Annotated in this window: 20 protein-coding genes; 6 read left to right on the top strand and 14 right to left on the bottom strand. The window is 32.5% G+C overall.

The genetic code is table 11. The features are described 5' to 3' along the window. Positions 1-238: 238 nt before the first annotated feature. The 3 genes from rlmF (at position 239) to UMM65_RS03740 (ending at position 4085) form a co-directional block, all read left to right on the top strand. The gene (rlmF, locus tag UMM65_RS03730) at positions 239-1207 is read left to right on the top strand and encodes a 23S rRNA (adenine(1618)-N(6))-methyltransferase RlmF (RefSeq protein ID WP_321975138.1); all 969 of its coding nucleotides are present in this window, start codon (positions 239-241) and stop codon (positions 1205-1207) included. Between the two features lie 160 nt (positions 1208-1367). Further along, entirely contained in the window at positions 1368-2363 is a 996-nt protein-coding gene (gene pdhA, locus UMM65_RS03735) for a pyruvate dehydrogenase (acetyl-transferring) E1 component subunit alpha (protein ID WP_321975139.1), read from the top strand. 84 nt (positions 2364-2447) lie between these two features. Continuing rightward, the gene (locus tag UMM65_RS03740) at positions 2448-4085 is read left to right on the top strand and encodes a pyruvate dehydrogenase complex dihydrolipoamide acetyltransferase (RefSeq protein ID WP_321975140.1); all 1638 of its coding nucleotides are present in this window, start codon (positions 2448-2450) and stop codon (positions 4083-4085) included. Positions 4086-4168: 83 nt separating this feature from the next. On the opposite strand, the gene UMM65_RS03745 is transcribed toward UMM65_RS03740, so the two are convergent. Together UMM65_RS03745 and guaA are read right to left on the bottom strand one after the other, a co-directional pair. After that, complete coding sequence (locus UMM65_RS03745; protein WP_321975141.1) at positions 4169-6103, bottom strand: LysM peptidoglycan-binding domain-containing protein; 1935 nt, start codon at positions 6101-6103, stop codon at positions 4169-4171. 213 nt (positions 6104-6316) lie between these two features. Further along, positions 6317-7849 carry a glutamine-hydrolyzing GMP synthase gene (gene guaA / locus UMM65_RS03750; RefSeq protein WP_321975142.1) on the bottom strand — a complete coding sequence of 511 codons (1533 nt, stop codon included), beginning with the start codon at positions 7847-7849 and terminating at the stop codon, positions 6317-6319. Positions 7850-7969: 120 nt separating this feature from the next. Between guaA and UMM65_RS03755 the strand changes: the two genes are divergently transcribed. The 3 genes from UMM65_RS03755 to UMM65_RS03765 all read left to right on the top strand — a co-directional run bounded on the left by UMM65_RS03755 (position 7970) and on the right by UMM65_RS03765 (position 9410). Then, complete coding sequence (locus UMM65_RS03755; RefSeq protein ID WP_321975143.1) at positions 7970-8353, top strand: DoxX family protein; 384 nt, start codon at positions 7970-7972, stop codon at positions 8351-8353. 139 nt (positions 8354-8492) lie between these two features. Further along, positions 8493-8951 (top strand): hypothetical protein, encoded by a 459-nt coding sequence (locus UMM65_RS03760; protein ID WP_321975144.1) that lies wholly within the window; start codon positions 8493-8495, stop codon positions 8949-8951. Positions 8952-8975: 24 nt separating this feature from the next. Then, a complete protein-coding gene (locus UMM65_RS03765; RefSeq protein ID WP_321975145.1) occupies positions 8976-9410 on the top strand; it encodes an NUDIX hydrolase in 435 nt (144 codons plus the stop codon). Between the two features lie 138 nt (positions 9411-9548). Here UMM65_RS03765 and UMM65_RS03770 read toward each other — a convergent pair whose 3' ends face one another. From UMM65_RS03770 to UMM65_RS03825, 12 genes are all read right to left on the bottom strand, one after another. Next, positions 9549-10184 carry a SanA/YdcF family protein gene (locus tag UMM65_RS03770; RefSeq protein ID WP_321975146.1) on the bottom strand — a complete coding sequence of 212 codons (636 nt, stop codon included), beginning with the start codon at positions 10182-10184 and terminating at the stop codon, positions 9549-9551. Continuing rightward, positions 10184-11794, bottom strand: a complete 1611-nt coding sequence (gene bshC / locus UMM65_RS03775) for a bacillithiol biosynthesis cysteine-adding enzyme BshC (protein ID WP_321975147.1) — start codon at positions 11792-11794, stop codon at positions 10184-10186. The genes UMM65_RS03770 and bshC overlap by 1 nt, the downstream gene beginning before the upstream one ends. 127 nt (positions 11795-11921) lie before the next feature. Then, positions 11922-13235, bottom strand: coding sequence for a 30S ribosomal protein S12 methylthiotransferase RimO (gene rimO / locus UMM65_RS03780; RefSeq protein ID WP_321975148.1), 1314 nt, complete (start codon positions 13233-13235; stop codon positions 11922-11924). A 51-nt stretch (positions 13236-13286) separates the two neighbouring features. Next, the gene (locus UMM65_RS03785) at positions 13287-13964 is read right to left on the bottom strand and encodes a response regulator (RefSeq protein WP_321975149.1); all 678 of its coding nucleotides are present in this window, start codon (positions 13962-13964) and stop codon (positions 13287-13289) included. A 47-nt stretch (positions 13965-14011) separates the two neighbouring features. Then, complete coding sequence (locus UMM65_RS03790) at positions 14012-15742, bottom strand: tetratricopeptide repeat-containing sensor histidine kinase (RefSeq protein ID WP_321975150.1); 1731 nt, start codon at positions 15740-15742, stop codon at positions 14012-14014. A gap of 417 nt (positions 15743-16159) precedes the next feature. Continuing rightward, positions 16160-16333: a hypothetical protein gene (locus tag UMM65_RS03795; protein ID WP_321975151.1), complete on the bottom strand. Its 174-nt coding sequence runs from the start codon at positions 16331-16333 to the stop codon at positions 16160-16162. A 220-nt stretch (positions 16334-16553) separates the two neighbouring features. Then, the gene (locus UMM65_RS03800) at positions 16554-17288 is read right to left on the bottom strand and encodes a LytR/AlgR family response regulator transcription factor (RefSeq protein WP_321975152.1); all 735 of its coding nucleotides are present in this window, start codon (positions 17286-17288) and stop codon (positions 16554-16556) included. A gap of 655 nt (positions 17289-17943) precedes the next feature. Beyond that, positions 17944-18897 (bottom strand): signal recognition particle-docking protein FtsY, encoded by a 954-nt coding sequence (gene ftsY, locus UMM65_RS03805; protein ID WP_321975153.1) that lies wholly within the window; start codon positions 18895-18897, stop codon positions 17944-17946. Between the two features lie 191 nt (positions 18898-19088). Next, the gene (locus tag UMM65_RS03810; RefSeq protein WP_321975154.1) at positions 19089-19241 is read right to left on the bottom strand and encodes a DUF4295 domain-containing protein; all 153 of its coding nucleotides are present in this window, start codon (positions 19239-19241) and stop codon (positions 19089-19091) included. 6 nt (positions 19242-19247) lie between these two features. Continuing rightward, on the bottom strand, positions 19248-19433 hold the full coding sequence (rpmG, locus tag UMM65_RS03815; protein WP_321975155.1) for a 50S ribosomal protein L33: 186 nt from the start codon (positions 19431-19433) through the stop codon (positions 19248-19250). Positions 19434-19439: 6 nt separating this feature from the next. Then, on the bottom strand, positions 19440-19679 hold the full coding sequence (rpmB, locus tag UMM65_RS03820) for a 50S ribosomal protein L28 (RefSeq protein WP_123896535.1): 240 nt from the start codon (positions 19677-19679) through the stop codon (positions 19440-19442). Between the two features lie 484 nt (positions 19680-20163). Then, the gene (locus UMM65_RS03825; RefSeq protein ID WP_321975156.1) at positions 20164-21420 is read right to left on the bottom strand and encodes a competence/damage-inducible protein A; all 1257 of its coding nucleotides are present in this window, start codon (positions 21418-21420) and stop codon (positions 20164-20166) included. Positions 21421-21521 lie beyond the last annotated feature (101 nt).

The following is a 21521-nucleotide window of genomic DNA, read 5'->3' on the forward strand; positions in this document are numbered from 1 at the left end:
AGCTTGCTTTGAGCATTCATAAGAGCCTTTAGTTCTGATTCACTCTCTTTAATGTGTAAGTCTATTTGTTTTGCCATAAGGCAATTTACAAATAATTGAGTAAATTAACAAGAGAAATGGTATTATATGTCTATTTTATCTTTTAATTTTATACATATATGTATAATTTGATTTGTAAAAGAGAGCAATAAAAAAAGACTAAATTGCACTACCAAAAGAACTATTTCAAACAAAACAAATGCCCTCAAAAAAACCCAATCCTGTAAAATCAAATTTACATCCGCGGAATAAAAATAGGGAACGTTACGATTTAAAGGCATTGGTAAAGTCAAATCCAGAATTGGAAGCTTTTGTAAAACCCAATAAATATGGTGATGATTCTGTGGATTTTGCCAATCCAAAAGCGGTAAAAATCTTAAACAGGGCATTGCTCAATCATTATTATGGAATTAAAATTTGGGATTTCCCGGATGAGAATTTATGTCCGCCCATTCCGGGAAGAGCAGATTATATTCACCATATAGCCGATTTGTTATGTGAGCATAATTTTGGGAAAATCCCCAAAGGAGATAAAGTTATCTGCTTAGATGTTGGTGTAGGTGCGAGTTGTATTTACCCCATTTTAGGAGTAACGGAATACGGTTGGAATTTTATTGGGTCGGATATAAACCCGAAATCCATTGCATCTTCACAACATATTGTTGATTCTAATCAGTCGTTAAAAAGTAAAGTTACTTTTAGATTACAAGAAAATCCAAAAGATGTTTTTTACCACATACTTACCCGAGATGATAAAATTGATGTTACAATTTGCAATCCACCTTTCCATGCTTCATTAGAAGATGCTAAACGTGGTACACAGCGAAAAGTTCAGAATTTATCGGGTAAAAAAGTAGAAAAACCAGAACTCAATTTCGCTGGAATTTATAATGAATTGGTGTGTGATGGTGGCGAATCCAAATTCATTGCGAATATGGTCAGGGAAAGTGAAAAGTTTGGTAAAAACTGTTATTGGTTTTCCACATTGGTTTCTAAACAATCTAATCTTAAAGGAATCTATAAAGCACTCAATAAATTTAATGCAAGTGAAGTAAAAACCATCCTGATGGGCACGGGCAACAAATCTAGCCGTATAGTGGCTTGGACTTTTCTGTCTAAACTGGAACAAAAGGAATGGAAGTTATCACGTTGGAAAATTAAAAAATAGCGGCTATTTTTATCACTTTAAATCTAAGATAAATGAAATTTGTCATGGAACAGCTCAATCTATAAGCAATGGAGTTAAAATAAAATTCGATGTTTCTTTTTTAACTATTACTAAAGTAGTATTTTTGTGTTTACGTTTATAAATTTTACTTTTAAACAAAATGAAGGAAATAACAAAAGAGACCTACATCAACTGGTATAAGGATATGCTGTTTTGGCGTAAGTTTGAAGATAAACTAGCCGCTGTTTACATTCAGCAAAAAGTACGGGGATTTTTGCATCTCTATAACGGTCAAGAAGCAGTATTGGCAGGTGCTTTGCACGCCATGGACCTTACCAAAGATAAAATGATAACCGCTTATCGAAATCACGTGCAACCTATTGGTATGGGTGTTGATCCCAAACGTGTTATGGCAGAACTATATGGTAAAGAAACTGGAACTTCTCATGGTTTAGGTGGCTCTATGCACATTTTTTCTAAAGAGCACCGTTTTTACGGAGGTCATGGTATTGTGGGTGGTCAAATTCCTTTAGGAGCCGGAATTGCTTTTGGTGATAAATATAAAGGTAGTGATGCCGTTACATTAACTTGTTTTGGTGATGGAGCCGCTAGGCAAGGTTCTTTGCATGAATCTTTTAACTTGGCAATGCTTTGGAAATTACCTGTTGTATTCGTTTGTGAGAATAACGGCTATGCTATGGGAACCAGTGTGGAACGGACAGCAAATCATACCGATATTTATAAATTAGGTTTGGGGTATGATATGCCAAGTAAACCGGTTGATGGTATGAATCCTGTAAAAGTAGCTGAAGCCATGTATGAAGCTATTGAGCATGCTAGAAAAGACGGCCCTTACTTTTTAGAAGTAAAAACCTATAGATATAGAGGTCATTCCATGAGCGATGCCCAACATTATCGCACAAAAGACGAAGTTGCTGAATATAAAAAATTAGACCCAATCACTCAAATTTTGGATGTAATTAAAAAAGAGAAATATGCAACTGATGACGAAATAAAAGCGATAGATAAAGAAGTTAAGACCAAAGTGGCCGAATGTGAGAAATTTGCAGAAGAATCCCCATATCCAGATAAGCAATTGTTATATGACGTGGTTTATGAACAAGAAGATTATCCGTTTTTAAAACATAGACTGTAAGAGAATTCCTCCTTTGCTGAAGCTATGGAGGATGAAAGAGGTTAGAGAAAAAAATAAACGATCAAAGTTTAAAATTATATTTTTATGGCAGAAATAATTAACATGCCCCGTTTAAGCGATACCATGGAAGAAGGTGTTGTAGCAAAATGGTTGAAAAAAGTAGGTGACAAAATTAACGAAGGCGATATTCTTGCCGAGATTGAAACCGATAAAGCTACTATGGAGTTTGAATCTTTCCATGAAGGAACACTTTTACATATTGGCATTCAAGAAGGGGAAACTTCAAAAGTTGATACATTATTGGCCATTATCGGTGAGGAAGGTGAAGATATTTCTGATTTATTAAATGGTGCAAAAGAGGAGCCAAAAGAGGATAAAAACGAAGAAACTAAAGAAGAAAAGACGGAAACCAAAGAAGAAAGCAAATCTAGTGCCGATGCAACCATTCCTGATGGTGCAGAAATTATAACCATGCCTCGTTTAAGTGATACCATGACCGAAGGAACGGTAGCAACTTGGCTTAAAAAAGAAGGTGATAGCGTTAAAGAAGGTGATATTCTTGCCGAAATAGAAACGGATAAAGCCACTATGGAATTTGAATCTTTTTATGAAGGCACATTGCTCTATATTGGTGTCAAAGAAGGCGAAACCGCTGCTGTTGACAGCGTTTTGGCAGTAGTAGGAGAAAAAGGAACCGATGTAAGTTCACTAATTGCTTCAATTAAAGATGGTGCCTTTTCTAAAGGAGATGATAAAAAGGCGGAGAAACCAGCTACTAAAAAAGAAGAGCCTAAAAGCCAACCTCAACAAACCCAAAAAACAGAGACTGCAACAAAGCAAGAAGCTAACGTAACCACTTCTGAATCAGGTGGACGTATAATTGCATCGCCATTGGCTAAAAAAATAGCGAAGGAAAAAGGTATTAACTTAGCACAAGTAAAAGGCTCAGGAACTGGAGGACGTATTATTAAAAATGATGTTGAGAATTTTACACCAGGTCAAGCCGGATCAGCTGCAATGCCATTTGTACCCAGTGGACAAGAGAATTTTGATGAAATACCTAATTCACAGATGCGTAAAGTTATTGCACGCAGATTAGGCGAATCTAAATTCACTGCACCCCATTACTATTTGAACGTTGAGTTCAATATGGATAACGCCATCGCATTTAGACAACAATTCAATTCTGTTCCCGATACCAAAATATCGTATAACGATATGGTTGTTAAAGCAGTAGCTTTGGCATTAAAACAACATCCCCAGGTAAATTCGCAATGGTTTGATGATAAAATGCGTATCAACCATCATGTACATATTGGTGTGGCTGTAGCCGTTGAAGATGGATTGCTAGTTCCCGTTTTAAAATTTGCCGATGAGCAAAGTTTGCAACAAATTGGGGCAAAAGTAAAAGAGTACGCTGGTAAAGCTAGAAATAAGAAATTAACGCCTCAAGAAATGGAGGGTAGTACATTTACCATTTCTAATTTGGGTATGTTTGGTATCACCGATTTTACCTCAATTATAAATCAGCCTAACTCGGCTATTTTATCAGTAGGTGCCATTGTGCAAAAACCTATTGTAAAAGAAGGGCAAATTGTAGTTGGTAATACTATGAAGCTAACTCTGGCATGTGACCATAGAACGGTTGATGGTGCAACTGGTGCTGAATTTTTATTGACATTGAAAGGGTATATTGAGAATCCGGTTACGATGTTGGTTTAATTTGTAGGTATCAAAAAAAGATAGTAAAAAAGCCTGAAATTTTTAATTTCAGGCTTTTGCTATTTATAAGATCATATCTTTATTTATTCTTTCAATTCCATTTTATCTGTAGGTTCTTTTTCCACATTTACCAAATTGAGTCCATCATACTTCACTAAAAATATACCCTTATTTATAAAACCTTTATTTCCATTTTTAACGTAAAAGAATTTACTTGAAGTTCTTTCTGAAATACCACCTGAAAAAGCACTATTTACCATTTTATAAGTAGCCATACGAGCTAATGCATCATAAGTTATATCAAAACCTTTAAAAGCATATTCAGAAGGTTCTAGATGATTTTTCGCTTTGTATTTTTTAACAAATTGCTGTACTTTAACATCATTTTCATCTACAAAATTTTCTGTAGCATAATGCAAATTAACCCTGGCCAAATGATGATTTTCAGCCTTCTCAAAATTACCGCCGGGATTTACATTATGATGTAACGCAAAAAGTGTAATATTAATTTTTTCAGGCATTACCCCTAAATTCTGAATCACGTCATTGGTAACCGAAGGGTCATCGGTCAATAAAACTACCCAATTCTGTTCTTTATCCTGGATGTTTTTTTTGAAAAAATCTGGTCTTATATATCCTTTTACCGGACTTAAAACACTTAGTTTCCCTAGTGAATCTATTCTTTTTAATTCAGCTATTGTTTTGTTATATTTTAATTGGTTTTCTTCAATATCATCTTTAATAACAATCAAATTCTCATCTTTATAATTTTCTTTGATATAATCCAATACTTTTTGAGATAATTCATCTTCAGAAGGAGTATCTTGTATTGTATTTTTAGAAGCAAAAACACCATGGTCTTTTGAAGAAACTGGTGAAATTATAGCTGTATTTTGATTGCCTAAGCTTTGAGAAACCAATTTTACATTATTCAAAAACATAGGGCCAATTATGGCATCAACGTCATTAAATTGGTTTGTTTTTATAATAGTGGAAACTTCCGTTATTTTATTTTTAGTATCAAATACTTTAGCGGCTATATTTAACCCTTGTTTTTTTAAGGAGTCTAAAGCCATTTCCACTCCTAAATAAAAGTCCGTTGCAATATTTAATGTTCTATCCGTATCAAAGTCCAACTCGCTTTTACCAGTTGTAAACGGCAACATTATTGCCACTTTTAAATTATTGTTTAATGAAATGTTTTCAATAAAAATCTGATTATTGTTAAGCGTCAATACCTTTGGAATTCTTATTATCATGCCTTCTTTAACGCCATCCTTCAATTCAGGATTATTCAATAAGATTTGCTCCTGTGAAATTTTAAATTTTTGACTTAAACTAAAAAGTGTTTCCTTCTTTTCAATTTGATGCGTAATACTGCCATCATTTACCGCATCGGGTATTTCCTTTCTATTTGGGACTTTAATTATTGTTTCCGCCTTTAAACCTTCTTTTATTTGAGGGTTCATTTTTTCGAGTTCTTCAACTGAAATTCCATAACGTCTAGAAATCATATATTTGGTTTCTTTAGCTTTAACCAAATAAGGTCTAACGGTTTTATCTTCCTTCTTGACCTTAACCGCATCAACTTCATAACCGTCTTTTACCGGAATTTTAATTACTTGACCAGCTTTTAAATCGTCAATTCTCAGTATTTCATTATGTTTTCTAAGGATACGCTTAGATGCTCCATATTCCTTTCTTAGTCTAAAATAATTCTCTTTGGGAAGCACCTTGTGGTATAAAAAACCATCAAGCACATAATCACCATCCTCAATATCTGGTATAGCCTTAAAAGCTTTGTTGGGCACAATAACAACTTGATCTATACTAACTTCGTCATTTTTAATATCTGGATTCAATTTTAGAAAATCAGCTTTTGAGATACTATATTTTTGTGTAATACTAAAAACCGTTTCTCCCTTTTTAACTTGGTGGGTCAAGTACTTTTTTTCTTGTGAAAAAACGCTAACTATTACCAAAAGAAATAATAGTATAGTTAATTTTATTTTATTCATTTTTAATCAATTAATCAATTTTATTGGTACCGCTGTTTGAGACTTATTATTCTGAAAACGTTAATCACATAGTTTTCGGCAATCATTTTATCGGTGCGTGAACACCCCTAAAGTCCCATCAAGGGGACAATCAAATCATTTAAAATTCTAGAATTGTTAATCAAAGTATCTTGTTACTATTTAACTCTGAACTCATAACTCTAAACTAAAATTTTACTCCCACTCAATTGTGGCGGGCGGTTTAGAGCTAATATCGTAAACTACCCTATTCACACCTTTTACACCATTTATTATTTTATTTGATGTTTCCTGTAAAAACTCGTAGGGTAAATTTACCCAATCCGCTGTCATTCCGTCCGTTGAAGAAACCGCTCGCAAAGCTACAACTTTTTCGTAAGTTCGCTCGTCTCCCATTACACCAACGGAATCTACCGGAAGCAACATGGCTCCCGCCTGCCAAACATCATTATACAAATTCCACTTTTTTAATCCATTTACGAAAATAGCATCCACTTCTTGTAAAATCCTTACTTTTTCAGCGGTAATATCCCCTAAGATACGAATACCCAATCCTGGTCCCGGAAAAGGATGTCTGCCCAAAAGTTCAGCATCTATACCCATAGACTTACCAACTCTTCTTACCTCATCTTTAAAAATCATCCGTAAAGGCTCTACAATTTTCAATTTCATAAAATCTGGCAATCCCCCTACATTGTGATGACTTTTAATAGTTGCCGAAGGACCGCCCGAAACAGAAACCGATTCGATTACATCGGGATAAATAGTGCCCTGTGCCAACCATTTTACATCTTTAATTCGATGTGCTTCATCATCAAAAACCTCGATAAACGTGCCTCCAATAGCTTTACGTTTTAACTCGGGTTCAGATATTCCCTCAAGGGCTTTCAAAAAGCGTGCCGAAGCATCTACACCTTTAACGTTCAGGCCCATGTGCTTGTATTGGTTTAAAACACTTTCAAACTCGTTTTTACGTAACAAGCCGTTATTAACAAAAATACAATATAAATTTTTGCCTATTGCCTTATCTAAAAGGACAGCGGCAACAGTAGAATCTACACCGCCCGACAAACCTAAAACGACTTTATCATTACCCAATTGATTTTTTAGTTTATCTACGGTAGAATCTACAAAAGAATCTGGTGTCCAACTTTGCTCTACATCGGCAATATTTACCAAAAAATTCGCTAAAAGTTGAGTGCCGTCTGTAGTATGATAAACTTCTGGGTGGAACTGAATGGCGTAAGTATCTTCGTTCTCAATTTTAAAAGCGGCATACTCCACATCTTCTGTACTCGCAATATTTTTATACCCTTCAGGAAGTTCCAAAATTGTATCGGAATGGCTCATCCAAACTTGACTGCCCTCATTAATATTCGTGAAAAATTCTTCATTATGGTCTAAAAACGAAAGTTTTGCCCTACCGTATTCCCTAGTGTTTGAAGTTCCTACTTTTCCTCCAAAAAATTTGACCAAATATTGAGCACCATAACAAATACCAAGCAATGGTTTTTTTCCTTTTATTTTTGTCAAATCAATTTTCGGTGCATCTTCAGCATTTACAGAACACGGACTACCAGATAAAATTACCGCTTTGTAATCGTCAACATTAAATTTGTTGCTATTAAAAGGAAAGATTTCGCAGAATATATTCAATTCTCTAATTCGCCTAGCTATCAGCTGGGTTACTTGTGAACCAAAATCTAAAATGAGGACTTTTTCTTGCATCCGCAAAAATAAAATTTAATTCTTAAAATGTCAGAACCTTTTGCGAATTGTTTATAAATTGTTTTAAATATATCTGTATGTTTTTTAGTGATTCTCGACTAAAGTTTAAACTAAAGCATTATGACTTCAAAAATTTACTTCGTTTTAAGATTACTAGTTGCACTGATATTGGTTCAAACATTATATTTTAAATTTACCGCACATCCTGATAGTATACATATTTTTAGCACTTTGGGGCTAGAACCTTATGGTAGAATAGGAATAGGAATTCTGGAATTAATTGCAGCGATATTAATACTCGTTCCAAAAACGGTATGGATGGGTGCATTGTTATCATTAGGCATTATTTCCGGTGCTATCTTTTCACATCTTACTAAATTGGGTATTGAGGTTAATGGTGACGGTGGTAAAGTTTTTTATATGGCACTGGTGGTCTTTATATTATCTATTATCATTTTACTAAAAAACAGAAAAAACATACCATTTGTTAACAAAAAAGGGTAATACACTCATTTTCATTGTTTTGCTCAATAATATTCAATATATTTGAGCCTATCTAACTATTTTTCTAACTATCATATTTTTTAAACCTGGTATTCAGTTCATTTAACCATAATGTCTCAATACTTAAAACTGCTATACTATGATTACAGAATTAGAAAAAAAAGTTGGTGAGAACACTTCGCTTATTGATGAACTGATTACAAAGTATTTGTTACAACATCTTGGTACAAACGATAAGAAAACCATTTCGGATCTTAACGCTAAGAATAAATTTTCTTTTGGTCAAAAAATAAAATTATTTTGCGATTTGGTTACCATGTCAAAAATGGATAAGGCCAAATTTAAAGTCTATGCCAAAATAAACAATGATTTAAACGACAATGATATTCTGAATCCTGCCTACTTTCAAAATATCAGAAATTATCATACTTTTTTAATAAATACATATTCAACACCTTCGGACACTAATTCTTTGCAAGAAAAACTTTTCTCGGCCACCAACCGACTTTCTAACAATATTGTTAGGCTCACCCAAATTTATACGGAAAAACCTCAAATTTATTACCAAAAAAAATTAAAAAACATATTTTCTAGATAACTTTGCGAGTAAAATCAATAAAAGTTGACAAAGCAAGAGGTTAGAAAAGCCGTAATGGCAGTAATTGTTAACGATGAGGGTAAAGTGTTGATCGGTTCTTCACCGAGAGATGGCGGCTTTAAATTTCCGCAAGGAGGATTGGATAATGATGAGCATTTTATCGATGGAATAATACGTGAGCTCAAAGAAGAATTAGCTATTGACATTACTGAAAAAGACATTGTAAAAAGCTATACTCAAACCGTAACTTATATTTATCCAGATGAGGACAGGTATATTTTTAAACGGCAGGAATTAAATATTGTTAAGATAAAGTACAACGCTACCATGAAATTGGATCCTCAGGATGATGAATTTGAGGATTTGGTTTGGATTTTACCAGTAGACTTACCGAAATATAATACTTATTTTAGGGCAGAAGCTTATAAAAAAGCTTTGGATATTTGTGGATTCTTTTAGATATGGGACGTTAGATATTAGACTTGAGATTTAAAATTTTCACGCAAAGTACATAGTGGGCAACGCGAAGATCACGAAGAGTTTTCTCGAAAGTTTGAAATCAGCAGAAATTGCAAACTGCTAGTGCTGACTGAATACTTATTTTATCTCAATTTTTTCGCCTAAAAAATGAGGTTCAACGCCAAACAATAAATCAACAAAGACTTTAACCCTTGCCAAATATTCGCGTAGCATCACCTTTGTACCAGACTGACCACCAACATCTTTGGCATTATAACCGATGGCTTTAATTCCATTTTTTTCAGCAAGATATATAGCTCTTTGATTATGGAATTTTTGAGAAATAAAGGTAACTTCGGTCAATCCGAAAATTTCTTTAGCCCTAACCACGGAATCTAATGTCCTAAACCCAGCATAATCTAAGAATATTTTTTCAGCAGGAATACCATTTGCAATCAAATCGTTTTTAAAGTCAGTTGGTTCGTCATTATTAACGCTACTATTATCTCCGCTAACCAAAATAAACTCAATTTTTTCAGCCTTATATAATGCCACTGCGGCATCAACCCTATATTGATAAAACAAATTAATCCGTCCGTTTTTTAATAATTTAGAAGTGCCTAAAATTAAACCTACTTTGTTCGGTTGTATAGATGTAGTTTTGTCAAAGACTTTATTTTCTGAAGTATTTACTATACTATAATTAGCCATAAAAATCATTGAGAGTGGAATAATGATAATAGCGAGAATAATATATTTTAACCGCTTTCTCATTATAACTCTAAAATTGTAAATTTTCCATCTAAAGGACGAAGTGATTTTACCAATGATGGAACTAATCTTTCCCCGTAAGCCAAATACATTTCCGAAAAATTACGTTGGCGTTCTTCCAAACTTTGATTTGGAAAAAGCTGATTTTGAAGTTCTTTTATTCGTTCTACTTCATCGTTTAATTTTCTTTTTTGGGCTTTGAGCAAACGTTTCTCTAAATTATCTAAACCTTTTAATTGTTTGACCTCTTGTGCTTTTACAGCACCAATAAATGATTTGTCCGTTTTTTCGGCAAGTTGTTCTAAATCTTCAAATTGCTTTTTTAAAAAACTACGTTGCTCAGAAAAATCGATTTCAATTTCTAATATTTCCTTTATTTTTTTATTGACCAGTTGATGTTGATCTAGGAATAGTTCGTCGATAGCAATATTTAATCTATCAGCTTTTTTCTTCTGCTTTTCAGTAACTATCAAAGCTGAATTTCGCAGTAAGAGTATTGGAAAAGGAACTTTTACCGCCTCAAAATAAGCTGCAAGTTCCAACCAATACGCCAATTCTCCACCACCTCCTATGTAACATAAATTAGGCAAAATAACTTCTTGATATAAAGGCCTCATTATTACATTTGGGCTAAACCTCTCGGGGAAGTCGTTAAGTTCTTTAAGAATTTCATTTTTGCTCCAAGAAATATCGTTGTCCACTACTCTATACACTCCATCTTCATAAACAATACGTTCTCTAAGCTCATTTGTTAGATAGAACAAATTGATTTCTCGTGGATTAACCTGAATTGTATAGTTCTTTTCGAGTTGTTCAATAGTACTCGATACTTTCTTAAAACTTGTTTGATTTAAAAGCTCATCTTCAACAAAAGGAATAAATTGTTTTTTTAACTCTTTATCATCACCGTCAATTATTACCAAACCATATTCACTAAATAGTTCATTGGTTAAATATCTGGTTGCATCCGTTAAATTATCATGTTTTAGATAAGAATCTTTAAACAACTGAATTAAATAGTTGGCATTTTTAGAACTATCCAATGCTTTTTCAAAAACATTAGCAACTTGTTCTAAACCTTCTGTTTGCAATCGCCCAACTGCTCCTTTACAATCAATATTCCAACTTATTTTTTGACCTTTAAAATTAAAATAATTGATTTCCTCAAAGTCATGATCTTCAGTTGCCATCCAATAAACGGGAACAAAATTTTCGTTAGGGAACTCCGCTTTTAACTGCTTACATAAATTAATGGTAGAAATAATTTTATATAAAAAATACAATGGTCCTGTAAATAAATTCAATTGATGACCGGTAGTTACCGTAAAAGTGTTTTCTTTTTTTAGAAGTTTAATGTTTTGTTTGGTTGAATCTGAAACTTCTATATTTTGATATTGATTTTCTAAGGATGTGACAAGTATTTTTCTATGAGATTCTGAAACAAGTTCAGAATGACGTTTAGCATCGATCTGTTTTTTAAATCCTTCACTATTTGGAAAGTTTGAATAGAAGGGTTTAATCTTTTCATCTTCATTGAGATAATCACAAATAATAGTTGAAAAATAGCCCGTTTTGGCAAAAGGAATGTGAGTGGTACAATCGGCTTCTATCATGTGATAAAAATAGGGAAAAAGAATGAAAGGATTCGAGATTTAAAATTGAAAAAAAGAAAACCCCTCCGTCCTTCGGACACCTCCCCTTGAAATAAGGGGAGGAATTATCGTCAATTAATAAAATCTTTTAACCAACTGGTTCTCCATACAAATCAAAATCGCCAGCTTCTGTAATTTTGACGCTTACGAATTGCCCTATTTGCACATAATGTTTGGTGGCATCAATAATTACATCGTTATCTACATCTGGAGAATCAAATTCTGTTCTACCGAAAAAGTAGTTCCCTTCTTTTCTGTCAAAAATACATTTAAACGTTTTACCCACCTTTTCTTGATTCAACTCAAAAGAAATCTGACTTTGAATTTCCATAATTTCCGCAACGCGTTGTTCTTTAATAGCTTCAGGAACATCGTCTACTAAAGTAGCTGCATGGGTATTTTCTTCATGTGAATATGCAAAAGCCCCTAGCCTATCAAAACGGGTTTCTTTTACCCAGTTTTTAAGTTCATTAAATATTTCATCTGTTTCTCCTGGATAACCTACAATCAATGTGGTTCTAATAGCCATATCAGGAACCGCCGTTCTAAATTGTTTAATTAAGTTGACCGTTTTATCATGCGTAGTACCTCTACGCATAGATTTTAAAATCTCGGTATTTATATGTTGAAGTGGAATATCTAAATAATTACAAACTTTAGGTTCGCTTTTCATTACTTCTAGCACATCTAGCGGAAAACCTGTTGGAAATGCATAATGTAATCTTATCCATTCAATGCCTTTTACTTTAGCCAAATTTTTAAGCAAATCAGCCAAGGCTCTTTTTTTGTAAATATCAAGTCCGTAATAGGTTAAATCTTGGGCAATTAAAATTAGTTCTTTGATTCCTTTTTCAGCTAAATTTTCAGCCTCCTTTACTAAATTTTCGATAGGAGTGGAAACATGCTTACCTCGCATTAATGGAATGGCACAAAAAGAACAAGGCCTGTCACAACCTTCAGCAATTTTTAGATAAGCATAATGTTTTGGAGTAGTTGTTAAGCGTTCGCCCAACAGCTCGTGTTTGTAATCTGCTTCTAATACTTTTAATAAGTTTGGTAAGTCGTGCGTACCAAAATACGCATCAACGTCGGGAATTTCCTTTTCTAAATCGGGTTTATAACGTTCGCTTAGGCAGCCTGTAACAAAAACCTTATCAACCTCGCCATTCTCTTTTTTATGAGCATAGTGCAAAATGGTATTGATAGATTCTTCTTTGGCCTTGCCGATGAATCCACAAGTATTTATCACTACAATATTGCCATCGTCATTCTCATCTTCGTGGACAACTTCTTTTCCATTGGCTTGTAATTGCCCCATTAACACCTCTGAATCATAAACATTTTTGGAACAGCCTAAGGTAACAACATTTATCTTATTCTGTTTGGTGGATTTTGTTCGCATATAGCTTCAATAATTTTTTGCAAAAGTAGGCTATTATGCTCTAATAACTAATTATATAAGACCATTTTCTTTGGCAATACGGACAAGCTCTTCGTCATTTCCTTTTTTAACATCAAGTAGCTTTCTCAAATGACTTTTTTTCTTTTCAATCGAGCTCAAAGAAAGATTGATATATTGGTCTAAATCTTTAGTCCTTATACCTCGTTCCAAATGCATTAATATTTTGACATCATTCTCGTCAAACTGAGCATTTTCCCTAAGAGCATTTAAGGTATTTAAATACTTTACGACGGTATTGCTGTAAAATGGAGGGTTTCTCAAAATGGTCTTAAAACCAGAAATAAATTCAACTGGGTTGCTATCGTTTTTTATGAGTAATCCGTCGGGATTAATTTTGGTTAAAATATTATGAATACTAAGACTATCATTATTTAAGGTTAAAATAACCACTTTAGCCTTAGGAAAGCTGTCTTTAGCATATAAGGCTAAGTCTTTTCCAGACGTAAATTTTCCATCTAATGAAGGTGGTAAATTCATATCGAAATAAAAAAGATCATAGGATTGTTTTGCAGTTGCCGATTTCATCTTTGCAATTGCCTCTTCACAATCCGATGCAATATCAATTTCAATATTATAATCTTCTAAATCAGCATAATTAAACATACTTTTATAGGCTTCAATAATCATCGGATTATCATCAACTATTAATGTATTTATTAGCTTTTTCATCAGAATAAAAAGGGAAAAGGGTCAGTAACAAAGTTAGTGAATTAAAATTATATACCGATATAAGGTATCTTAATAATTATTGAAGTTCCTTTTTTTAGCTCTGACAAAAATTCAACAGAGCCATTTAAACGCTCCACTCTAGATTTTATGTTTTTAATACCTATACCGTCTTTTTTCGTTTTGGTGTTAAATCCTATTCCGTCGTCACTAATAGTGAGATGTATAAAGTCACCATCACTTTTTAATTCAACTTTAACTTTATTTGCTTGAGCATATTTATTTATATTTTGAATAGCCTCTTGTATAATTCGATAGATATTCATTTTTATATCACCAGCTATTACTTGCCAATTTGTATCTTCCTCCACTAATAACTCATAGTTATAACCGTTGACTTCACTTTTTTGTATTAATAGGTCTTCAATTAGTTGCATATAACCTACATCTGCATCAAGAGCGTTTGCATGTAGCTCATGAGAAACATTTCTTATTTCATCAATTACATTGGATAACCCCTCAATAAATTCTTCTCTTTTTAAAATAGCGTCAGGATTACTTTGCTGATTAAGAACCGCTAAATTCATTTTAATACCATACAAGTTGCCCAACACCCCATCGTGCAATTCTTCGGACATTCTTTTTTTCTCATTTCTTTTCCCTTCATCCAGTTTGTATTGTTGCGTTAGCATTAAATTATAGATTTCCTCATTGGCCTGTTGTTGTTCTTTTTCCAACCTTAATCTTATATTTTTTAAACGTTGGTCGCGTATAATGTAGATTAAAACACCCAACACCAATAGTATTGAGCCTATTGTTAAAATACGCTTTTTTTGTTCTGTTAAAATTTCTTTTTCTTCTGCTAACGCTTCGTTTTCTTCAATAAATTCGTCGGTTTCAAAACGAATACGGGCAAATTTATCTCTAATGGCTCGTTCCTCTTTTAGTAGTTTGTCATTTAAAGCTATGTAGCGTTGTGAATATTGGTCACTATTTTTTTTGTCTAATTTTGACAACAACAGTAAAGATGCCAATAGATCTCTATAATTTTTTGAATTTTCTGCCAAGTCTTTAGCCTCGTTGGCCAATTGCAATGCTTTTATAGAATCGTTATAAGCGGCATGGTATTCTGCCAAATGCAGTTTGTTGATGGTTTTACCAGATATATCACCAATGCTATCTCTAAGATGCAACGATTCTTGAAATAAGGCATTTACCCCAATTGTATCGTTTAATTTAAACTTACTGTAGGCTAAATTGTCTAATAGCATGGCGTAGAGTTTTGTGTTTTGCTGTTTTAAACTTTGCGTATTTAATGCTTCGTTATAACTTTTTATAGCTTTATAATGCTGATTATCGTTTTTATAAACAACACCTACATTATTAAGCGTATTGGATTTAAAAGTATTTTCGCCCTCTATTTTAGCTTGGTACTCCAATGCCTTATTGTGATAAAACAGAGCTTTGTCGTACTCTTCCAATTCATTAAATACAATACCCAAGTTATTGTAAGCACTATACAAGTATTTATATTTGTCTAATGGTTTTAATAATTCAATGGCCCTGAACGTTGTAACTTCGCTACCTGTATAATCTCTAAGATCAGATTGAATAATGGCCATATTTAATAACATCAACCCTCCATAATACTTTTTACCTAAAGATTCATATATTTTTTCAGCTTTAGAATAGCTGTAATAGGCACTATCCTTAACATTATTTTTTGAGTAAAATCTCCCTAAATCCCAATAGTTATTGGCAATAGTAATTGAATCATTCATCTTAGTAGAGAATTTGATTGACTCTTTATTAGATTTTCTAAATCCTAATGAATCATTTATTTTCAAATATGTAAAAGCAATCTTTGAAAAATAAATATTTTTTAAAGAATCATTTCTCTCATCCTTAGAAATTTTAAAAGCTCTGTCTAAATAGTATTTTCTCTTTTTAGATGTAAACTTTTTATCTTTTGCAAGGTTAATGAGCTTGATAATACTGTCATTTTGTTTTTCAAATGAGTGAATATCCGCACTCAAATCAAAAAAAAAGAGAGGCAGTATTAAAAAAAATAACAAAGTTAATTTTGAATAATACAACAGAAATAATTTTAAAATATCACAACAAATCTATTCAATAAAAACAATAAACCCTAAACAAATTGTTTAGGGTTTATTGTTAAAGCTTTATTTAAATGTTTTCTATCCCTCTCTTTCAGCTTCAACTTGCCCTTGATCACCTGTATCAGCAGAAACTTTTACGTCAAACTCCGTTTGTTCGGCTTGTTGTACTTCATCTAGTGTAGCATCGGCATCACAAGAGTAAAAAGCAACTGATAATAGTAATAAAGCGAATATATTTTTTAAGTTTTTCATGATTTTATATTTTTAGTAGGTTAAAAAATTAGATTATTTGCTTGTAACTATTTACAAGCCTTGTTTTATTTAATAGTTAAATTGATTTTGAAGCTTCAAATTCTGTTACAAAACTAAGTGGAATAGCAAGTTTATACTATTATTTTAGTAAGGTTATAGTAGATGGTAGGCAAAGAGAAGTACTTAACCTACTTATGGCAGTAGTTGGAAATTTATTACATCAATTTAATGACAATAGTGCATTTTTAGAAATAGATTTTTCTAAAATAACCACGTTTTCTTTGTAAGATTTTGAAAACGGAATGGCAAAACTACTTTGTTTAATGGTGCATTTAGATTTTCCGAAGTGAATTCTAGATACATATTTTTGGTTTACAATATAACTATTGTGTATTCTGGTAAAATTTTCTGGTAAAACACTTTCAAAAAACTTAAGGGTCTTATAGGCACTTATAGTATTACCATCGTTCATAAAAAAATCTGTACTGGTATTATCTGCCTTTAAAAATAGAATTTCGTCCATTTCAATAAACCGGTAATCTTTATAAGATTTTAAGCATAGCTTATTTGAAGGCTGTTTGGGTTTTAGTTTTAACCTGGCTATTGATTTTCGCAACTCAAAATCATTGATAGGTTTTAAAATATAATCATAAAAATTATTCTTCATACAATTATATGCCTCATCTTTTGTAGCTGACAAGGCAATTATATGAGGAATTTCACTAACGTATTTATACAATTCGTTTACAAAGGTAAAGGCGTTATTACAAATATCATGGTTATCATCTACATTTATAAAGACAATATCAGGTGTGTATTCCAAAATAGTATCTAAGGATTGATTATAACAATCTGAAGCACCCACACATACAAAATCATCTTTTATTTCGAAAAAATTTTGAATTTTTTTAATAGTTGATTTGTTGTTATCTATAATGGAATATCTATGTTGCATAACACCTAATTTAGTTTCACTAAATTACATAGTTAATTTGTTTTATTATAGGTATTTAACCACAAAATATAGCTTTTTAAACCGCAAATTTTTACGGTTCAAACCGTAAAAATTTGCGGTTTATTTTATGAAATTTTGCGGTTTTTTATTGAATAAAGTCCTAAGTATATCGTTATCTTTGTATCAACATTAAAACAATTAAGTATTGCTAAACACATTATAAATAATTTAGCCCATAATCCAATGATCTACTTTCCTAAATTTCCACTTATTACTAAGGATGTAAGGTTTTTTCATAGCAAGGACTTTACTATAAATCATTGGAATGGGCTTTTTATCTCTAATTATAAAGGTGTATTATAATTTTTGCGAAGAATAATCACTTTTTAATCAATTTGTTTTAATAAGGGAGTTAATGTAATAGAGGTCTGAAAAGACCTCTATTATTTTTTAAACGTAAATTAAACATGAAAAACAAACCCTCTCAATTCCTTGTTATAGGATTGCTATTAATTGTACTTGGAGCTATCTTAAAAGTTTTTAAAATGGAATTATACTCCAATATCCTAATAATAGGAGGTTTAGTTTTAGAAATTAGTGCGGGAATAATATTTTTTTACTACTGGGCAATGCCTAAAAAAAGATGACTAGAGTATTATTTAAAAAAACTATCCACAAACTCAATTTTATTAAATACTTGTAAATCGTCAACTTTTTCGCCCACTCCAATATATTTTACGGGAATTTTAAATTGATCGGAAATACCAATAACCACACCGCCCTTGGCTGTTCCATCTAATTTGGTAACTGCAAGTGAAGTAACTTCAGTTGCCTTTGTAAATTGTTTGGCCTGTTCAAAAGCATTTTGACCAGTAGAACCATCAAGAACCAACAAAACGTCATGTGGTGCATCTTCTATAACCTTTTGCATAACACGCTTTATTTTTGTGAGTTCATTCATTAAATTCACTTTGTTATGTAAACGCCCAGCGGTATCTATTATAACCACATCAGCATCTTGATTTACGGCTGACTGTACCGTATCAAAAGCCACTGAAGCCGGATCGCTGCCCATTTTTTGTTTTATAATAGGAACCCCAACCCTATCTGCCCAAACCTGTAATTGATCAATCGCCGCGGCTCTAAAAGTATCTCCCGCACCTAATACCACTTTTAAACCTTGCTTTTTGAACTGAGCTGCCAATTTACCAATGGTTGTGGTTTTACCCACTCCGTTTACACCTACTACCATTAAAACATATGGCTTTTTATCACTAGGGATTGTGAATTCGGTTTCGTTGCCTACGTTAGTTTCTGACAATAAGCCTGCTATTTCTTCCCTTAAAATTTGATTAAGTTCCTCAGTTCCTAAATATTTATCTTTAGCAACACGAGCCTCAATTCTATCGATTATTTTTAACGTTGTAGCTACACCTACATCAGAAGAAACCAATACTTCCTCTAAATTGTCCAATACATCATCATCAACTTTAGATTTTCCGGCAACAGCTTTAGAGAGTTTTGAAAAAAAAGTAGTTTTACTTTTTTCCAAACCCTTGTCCAAAGTTTCCTTTTTTTCTTTTGAAAATATTTTTTTGAATAAACTCATTTTTTAAAGTTAATGGTTAATTGGTCACTGAGTTAGTTGTCCGTCCGAAGCTTTAGCGTAGGCGGATTAGATTAATGTGTAATCCTTAAAAATTTTAAATCTCGAATTTTAAATTTTCACTACAAATATAAAAAACAAAAAAGCTACTTTCAAGCGAATGAAAGTAGCTTCTTTATAATTTATAAAAACAATTATTTTTTGTTAAAAAAGTCGTTTACATTAGCGGGATCCACAATGGTTTCAACAAATGAATACGCTCCAGTCTTTGGAGATTTTACCATTTTTACCGCTTTTGTCAATCTTTTTGAGCCTGTCTGTAATGATGCTACTGATTTCTTTGCCATGATTTATTATTTTATCTCTTTATGAACAGTCATTTTCTTTAAAATAGGATTGAATTTTTTCAATTCCATTCTGTCAGGAGTATTTTTTTTATTCTTGGTAGTAATATATCTAGATGTACCCGGTTTGCCACTTTCTTTGTGTTCGGTACATTCTAATACAACTTGAATTCTATTGCCTTTACCTTTTGCCATTGTATTCTATTTTTTCAAAAAGCCATTAGCTCTGGCCTCTTTAATTACAGCAGAAATGCCTTTTTTATTGATGTTCTTTAAAGCCGATGCAGATACTTTCAACGTAATCCATTTATCTTCTTCAGGAATATAAAAACGCTTTTTCATTAAATTAGCGTCAAATTTTCTTTTAGTCTTGTTCATGGAGTGTGAAACGTTGTTTCCCACCATGGCTTTTTTTCCTGTTAACTCACAAACTCTTGACATTTTTTAAACTTTTAACTATGTTATTCTAAACGAGGTGCAAAAATAATAAATTAATTCAATTTACAAACAAAATATTAAGTGTTTTTTTTGTTAATATAGTGTTATAGACATAAGACCGCCCCGACCCCGAATTCTCGGTTCGGGTCTACTTGACACAAGATGCAAGACATAATCGCAACTAATTAACTATCATTTAGTTTAATAAATAAACTAAAGACAAGTAATACTTGTTTGCAACGAATGGAAAAGCAAGTAATAGAGCAAAAAAAAATTTTGGACAACTAATGTTAGTTTTTTCAAGGCAAACCCATACTTTTATTTAAGAAATATTTTGCCACAAATACACGAATAAAACTAAAAATACGTAAAAAATAATTATCACGAATAAAAAATCTATAGATTTTTTAAAAATTAGTGTTGATTCTTTTTTTAATCCACAATCAAGAAAAATTAGTGTATTCGTAGCATTTTATAAAGTGGGAGTTTACCCTAAGTGCTTTTTTAATAAAGCCGTTCTCAACATTTCCAACGCTTTACCAGAAGCTCTTTCTATTACCTTTTCTCGGGGTTGACCAAAGTTAAATTCGTGTGTAATTATTTCAATTGGCGTAATCAAACTGATAAAAACAACTCCAACGGAAGTATCTGTCTTATCGGTTGTTGGACCTGCGTTTCCGGTTACCGCAATGGCATAATCGGTTTTATACAATTGTTGGATACCTTTAGCCATTTCTTCTGCCACAGCAGCACTTACCACAGAATGTTTTATAATGGTTTTTGGTGATACATTTAAAATATCGGTTTTAATACGCTCATTATAACTGACAACCGATCCAATAAAATACTTTGATGCACCGGCCACTGAAGTAATCATTTTAGCGATGCTTCCACCAGTACAACTTTCAGCTGTTGCTAAGGTCTGGTTTTTTGCAACAAGCAATTTACCAATCAAAGTTTCGATGGACTCTTCTCCTTCAAATCCTACAAAAATATCATCAACATAGGTAATTAACTCTTTTTCCAGTCTTAACATTTCACTTTTTAGCAAATCTTTATCAAATCCTTTGGCGGTCAATCGTAACCTAACTTTACCTAAATTAGGTAAATATGCTAATTTGATATTTTTTGGTAATGCATCTTCCCATTTATCTAACCTATCGGCAATGGCACTTTCGCCCAGACCATAAGTCAGTAAAGTTCTATGAAATATATACGGGCGATTATATTTTTTTTGCAAATAAGGTATTGCTTCATTGGTAATTAAACCTTTCATTTCGTAAGGTACACCAGGTAAGGAAATAAAAGCTTTGTCATTTTTTTCAAGTAACATGCCTGGTGCTGTTCCAAATTTGTTCGTTAAAATCAGTGCCTTTGATGGCACTAATGCTTGTTGGCGGTTGATATTTGAAACTGGTGTAGAAATGTATTTCGCAAATAGATTTTCAATATGTTTTAAAACTTCATCATTCCGAACTAAGGAATCATTAAAATATTCACAGATAGTGTGTTTCGTAATATCGTCTTTTGTAGGACCCAATCCTCCAGTAAGTATAATGATGTCCGCATTTTCTTCAGCCTCTTTAAGTGATTTTAAAATGTGTTCTTTATCGTCCTGAACAGAGGTAATCTGGTAAACAGAAATTCCTATTTTATTTAATTCTTGGGCAATGAAAGCAGAATTAGTATCTACAATCTGTCCGATAAGTATCTCATCTCCAATAGTAATTATTTCTGCATTCAAATTAATATAGTTTAAAATTCTCAACAAAGATAGTCAAGTGTTTTAAACCAAGGTGACCATGACTTTGTAACTATTTACATATATTTACACCAAAATCTTCA

Source organism: Aureibaculum koreense (genome assembly GCF_034296135.1).
Lineage (GTDB): Bacteria > Bacteroidota > Bacteroidia > Flavobacteriales > Flavobacteriaceae > Aureibaculum.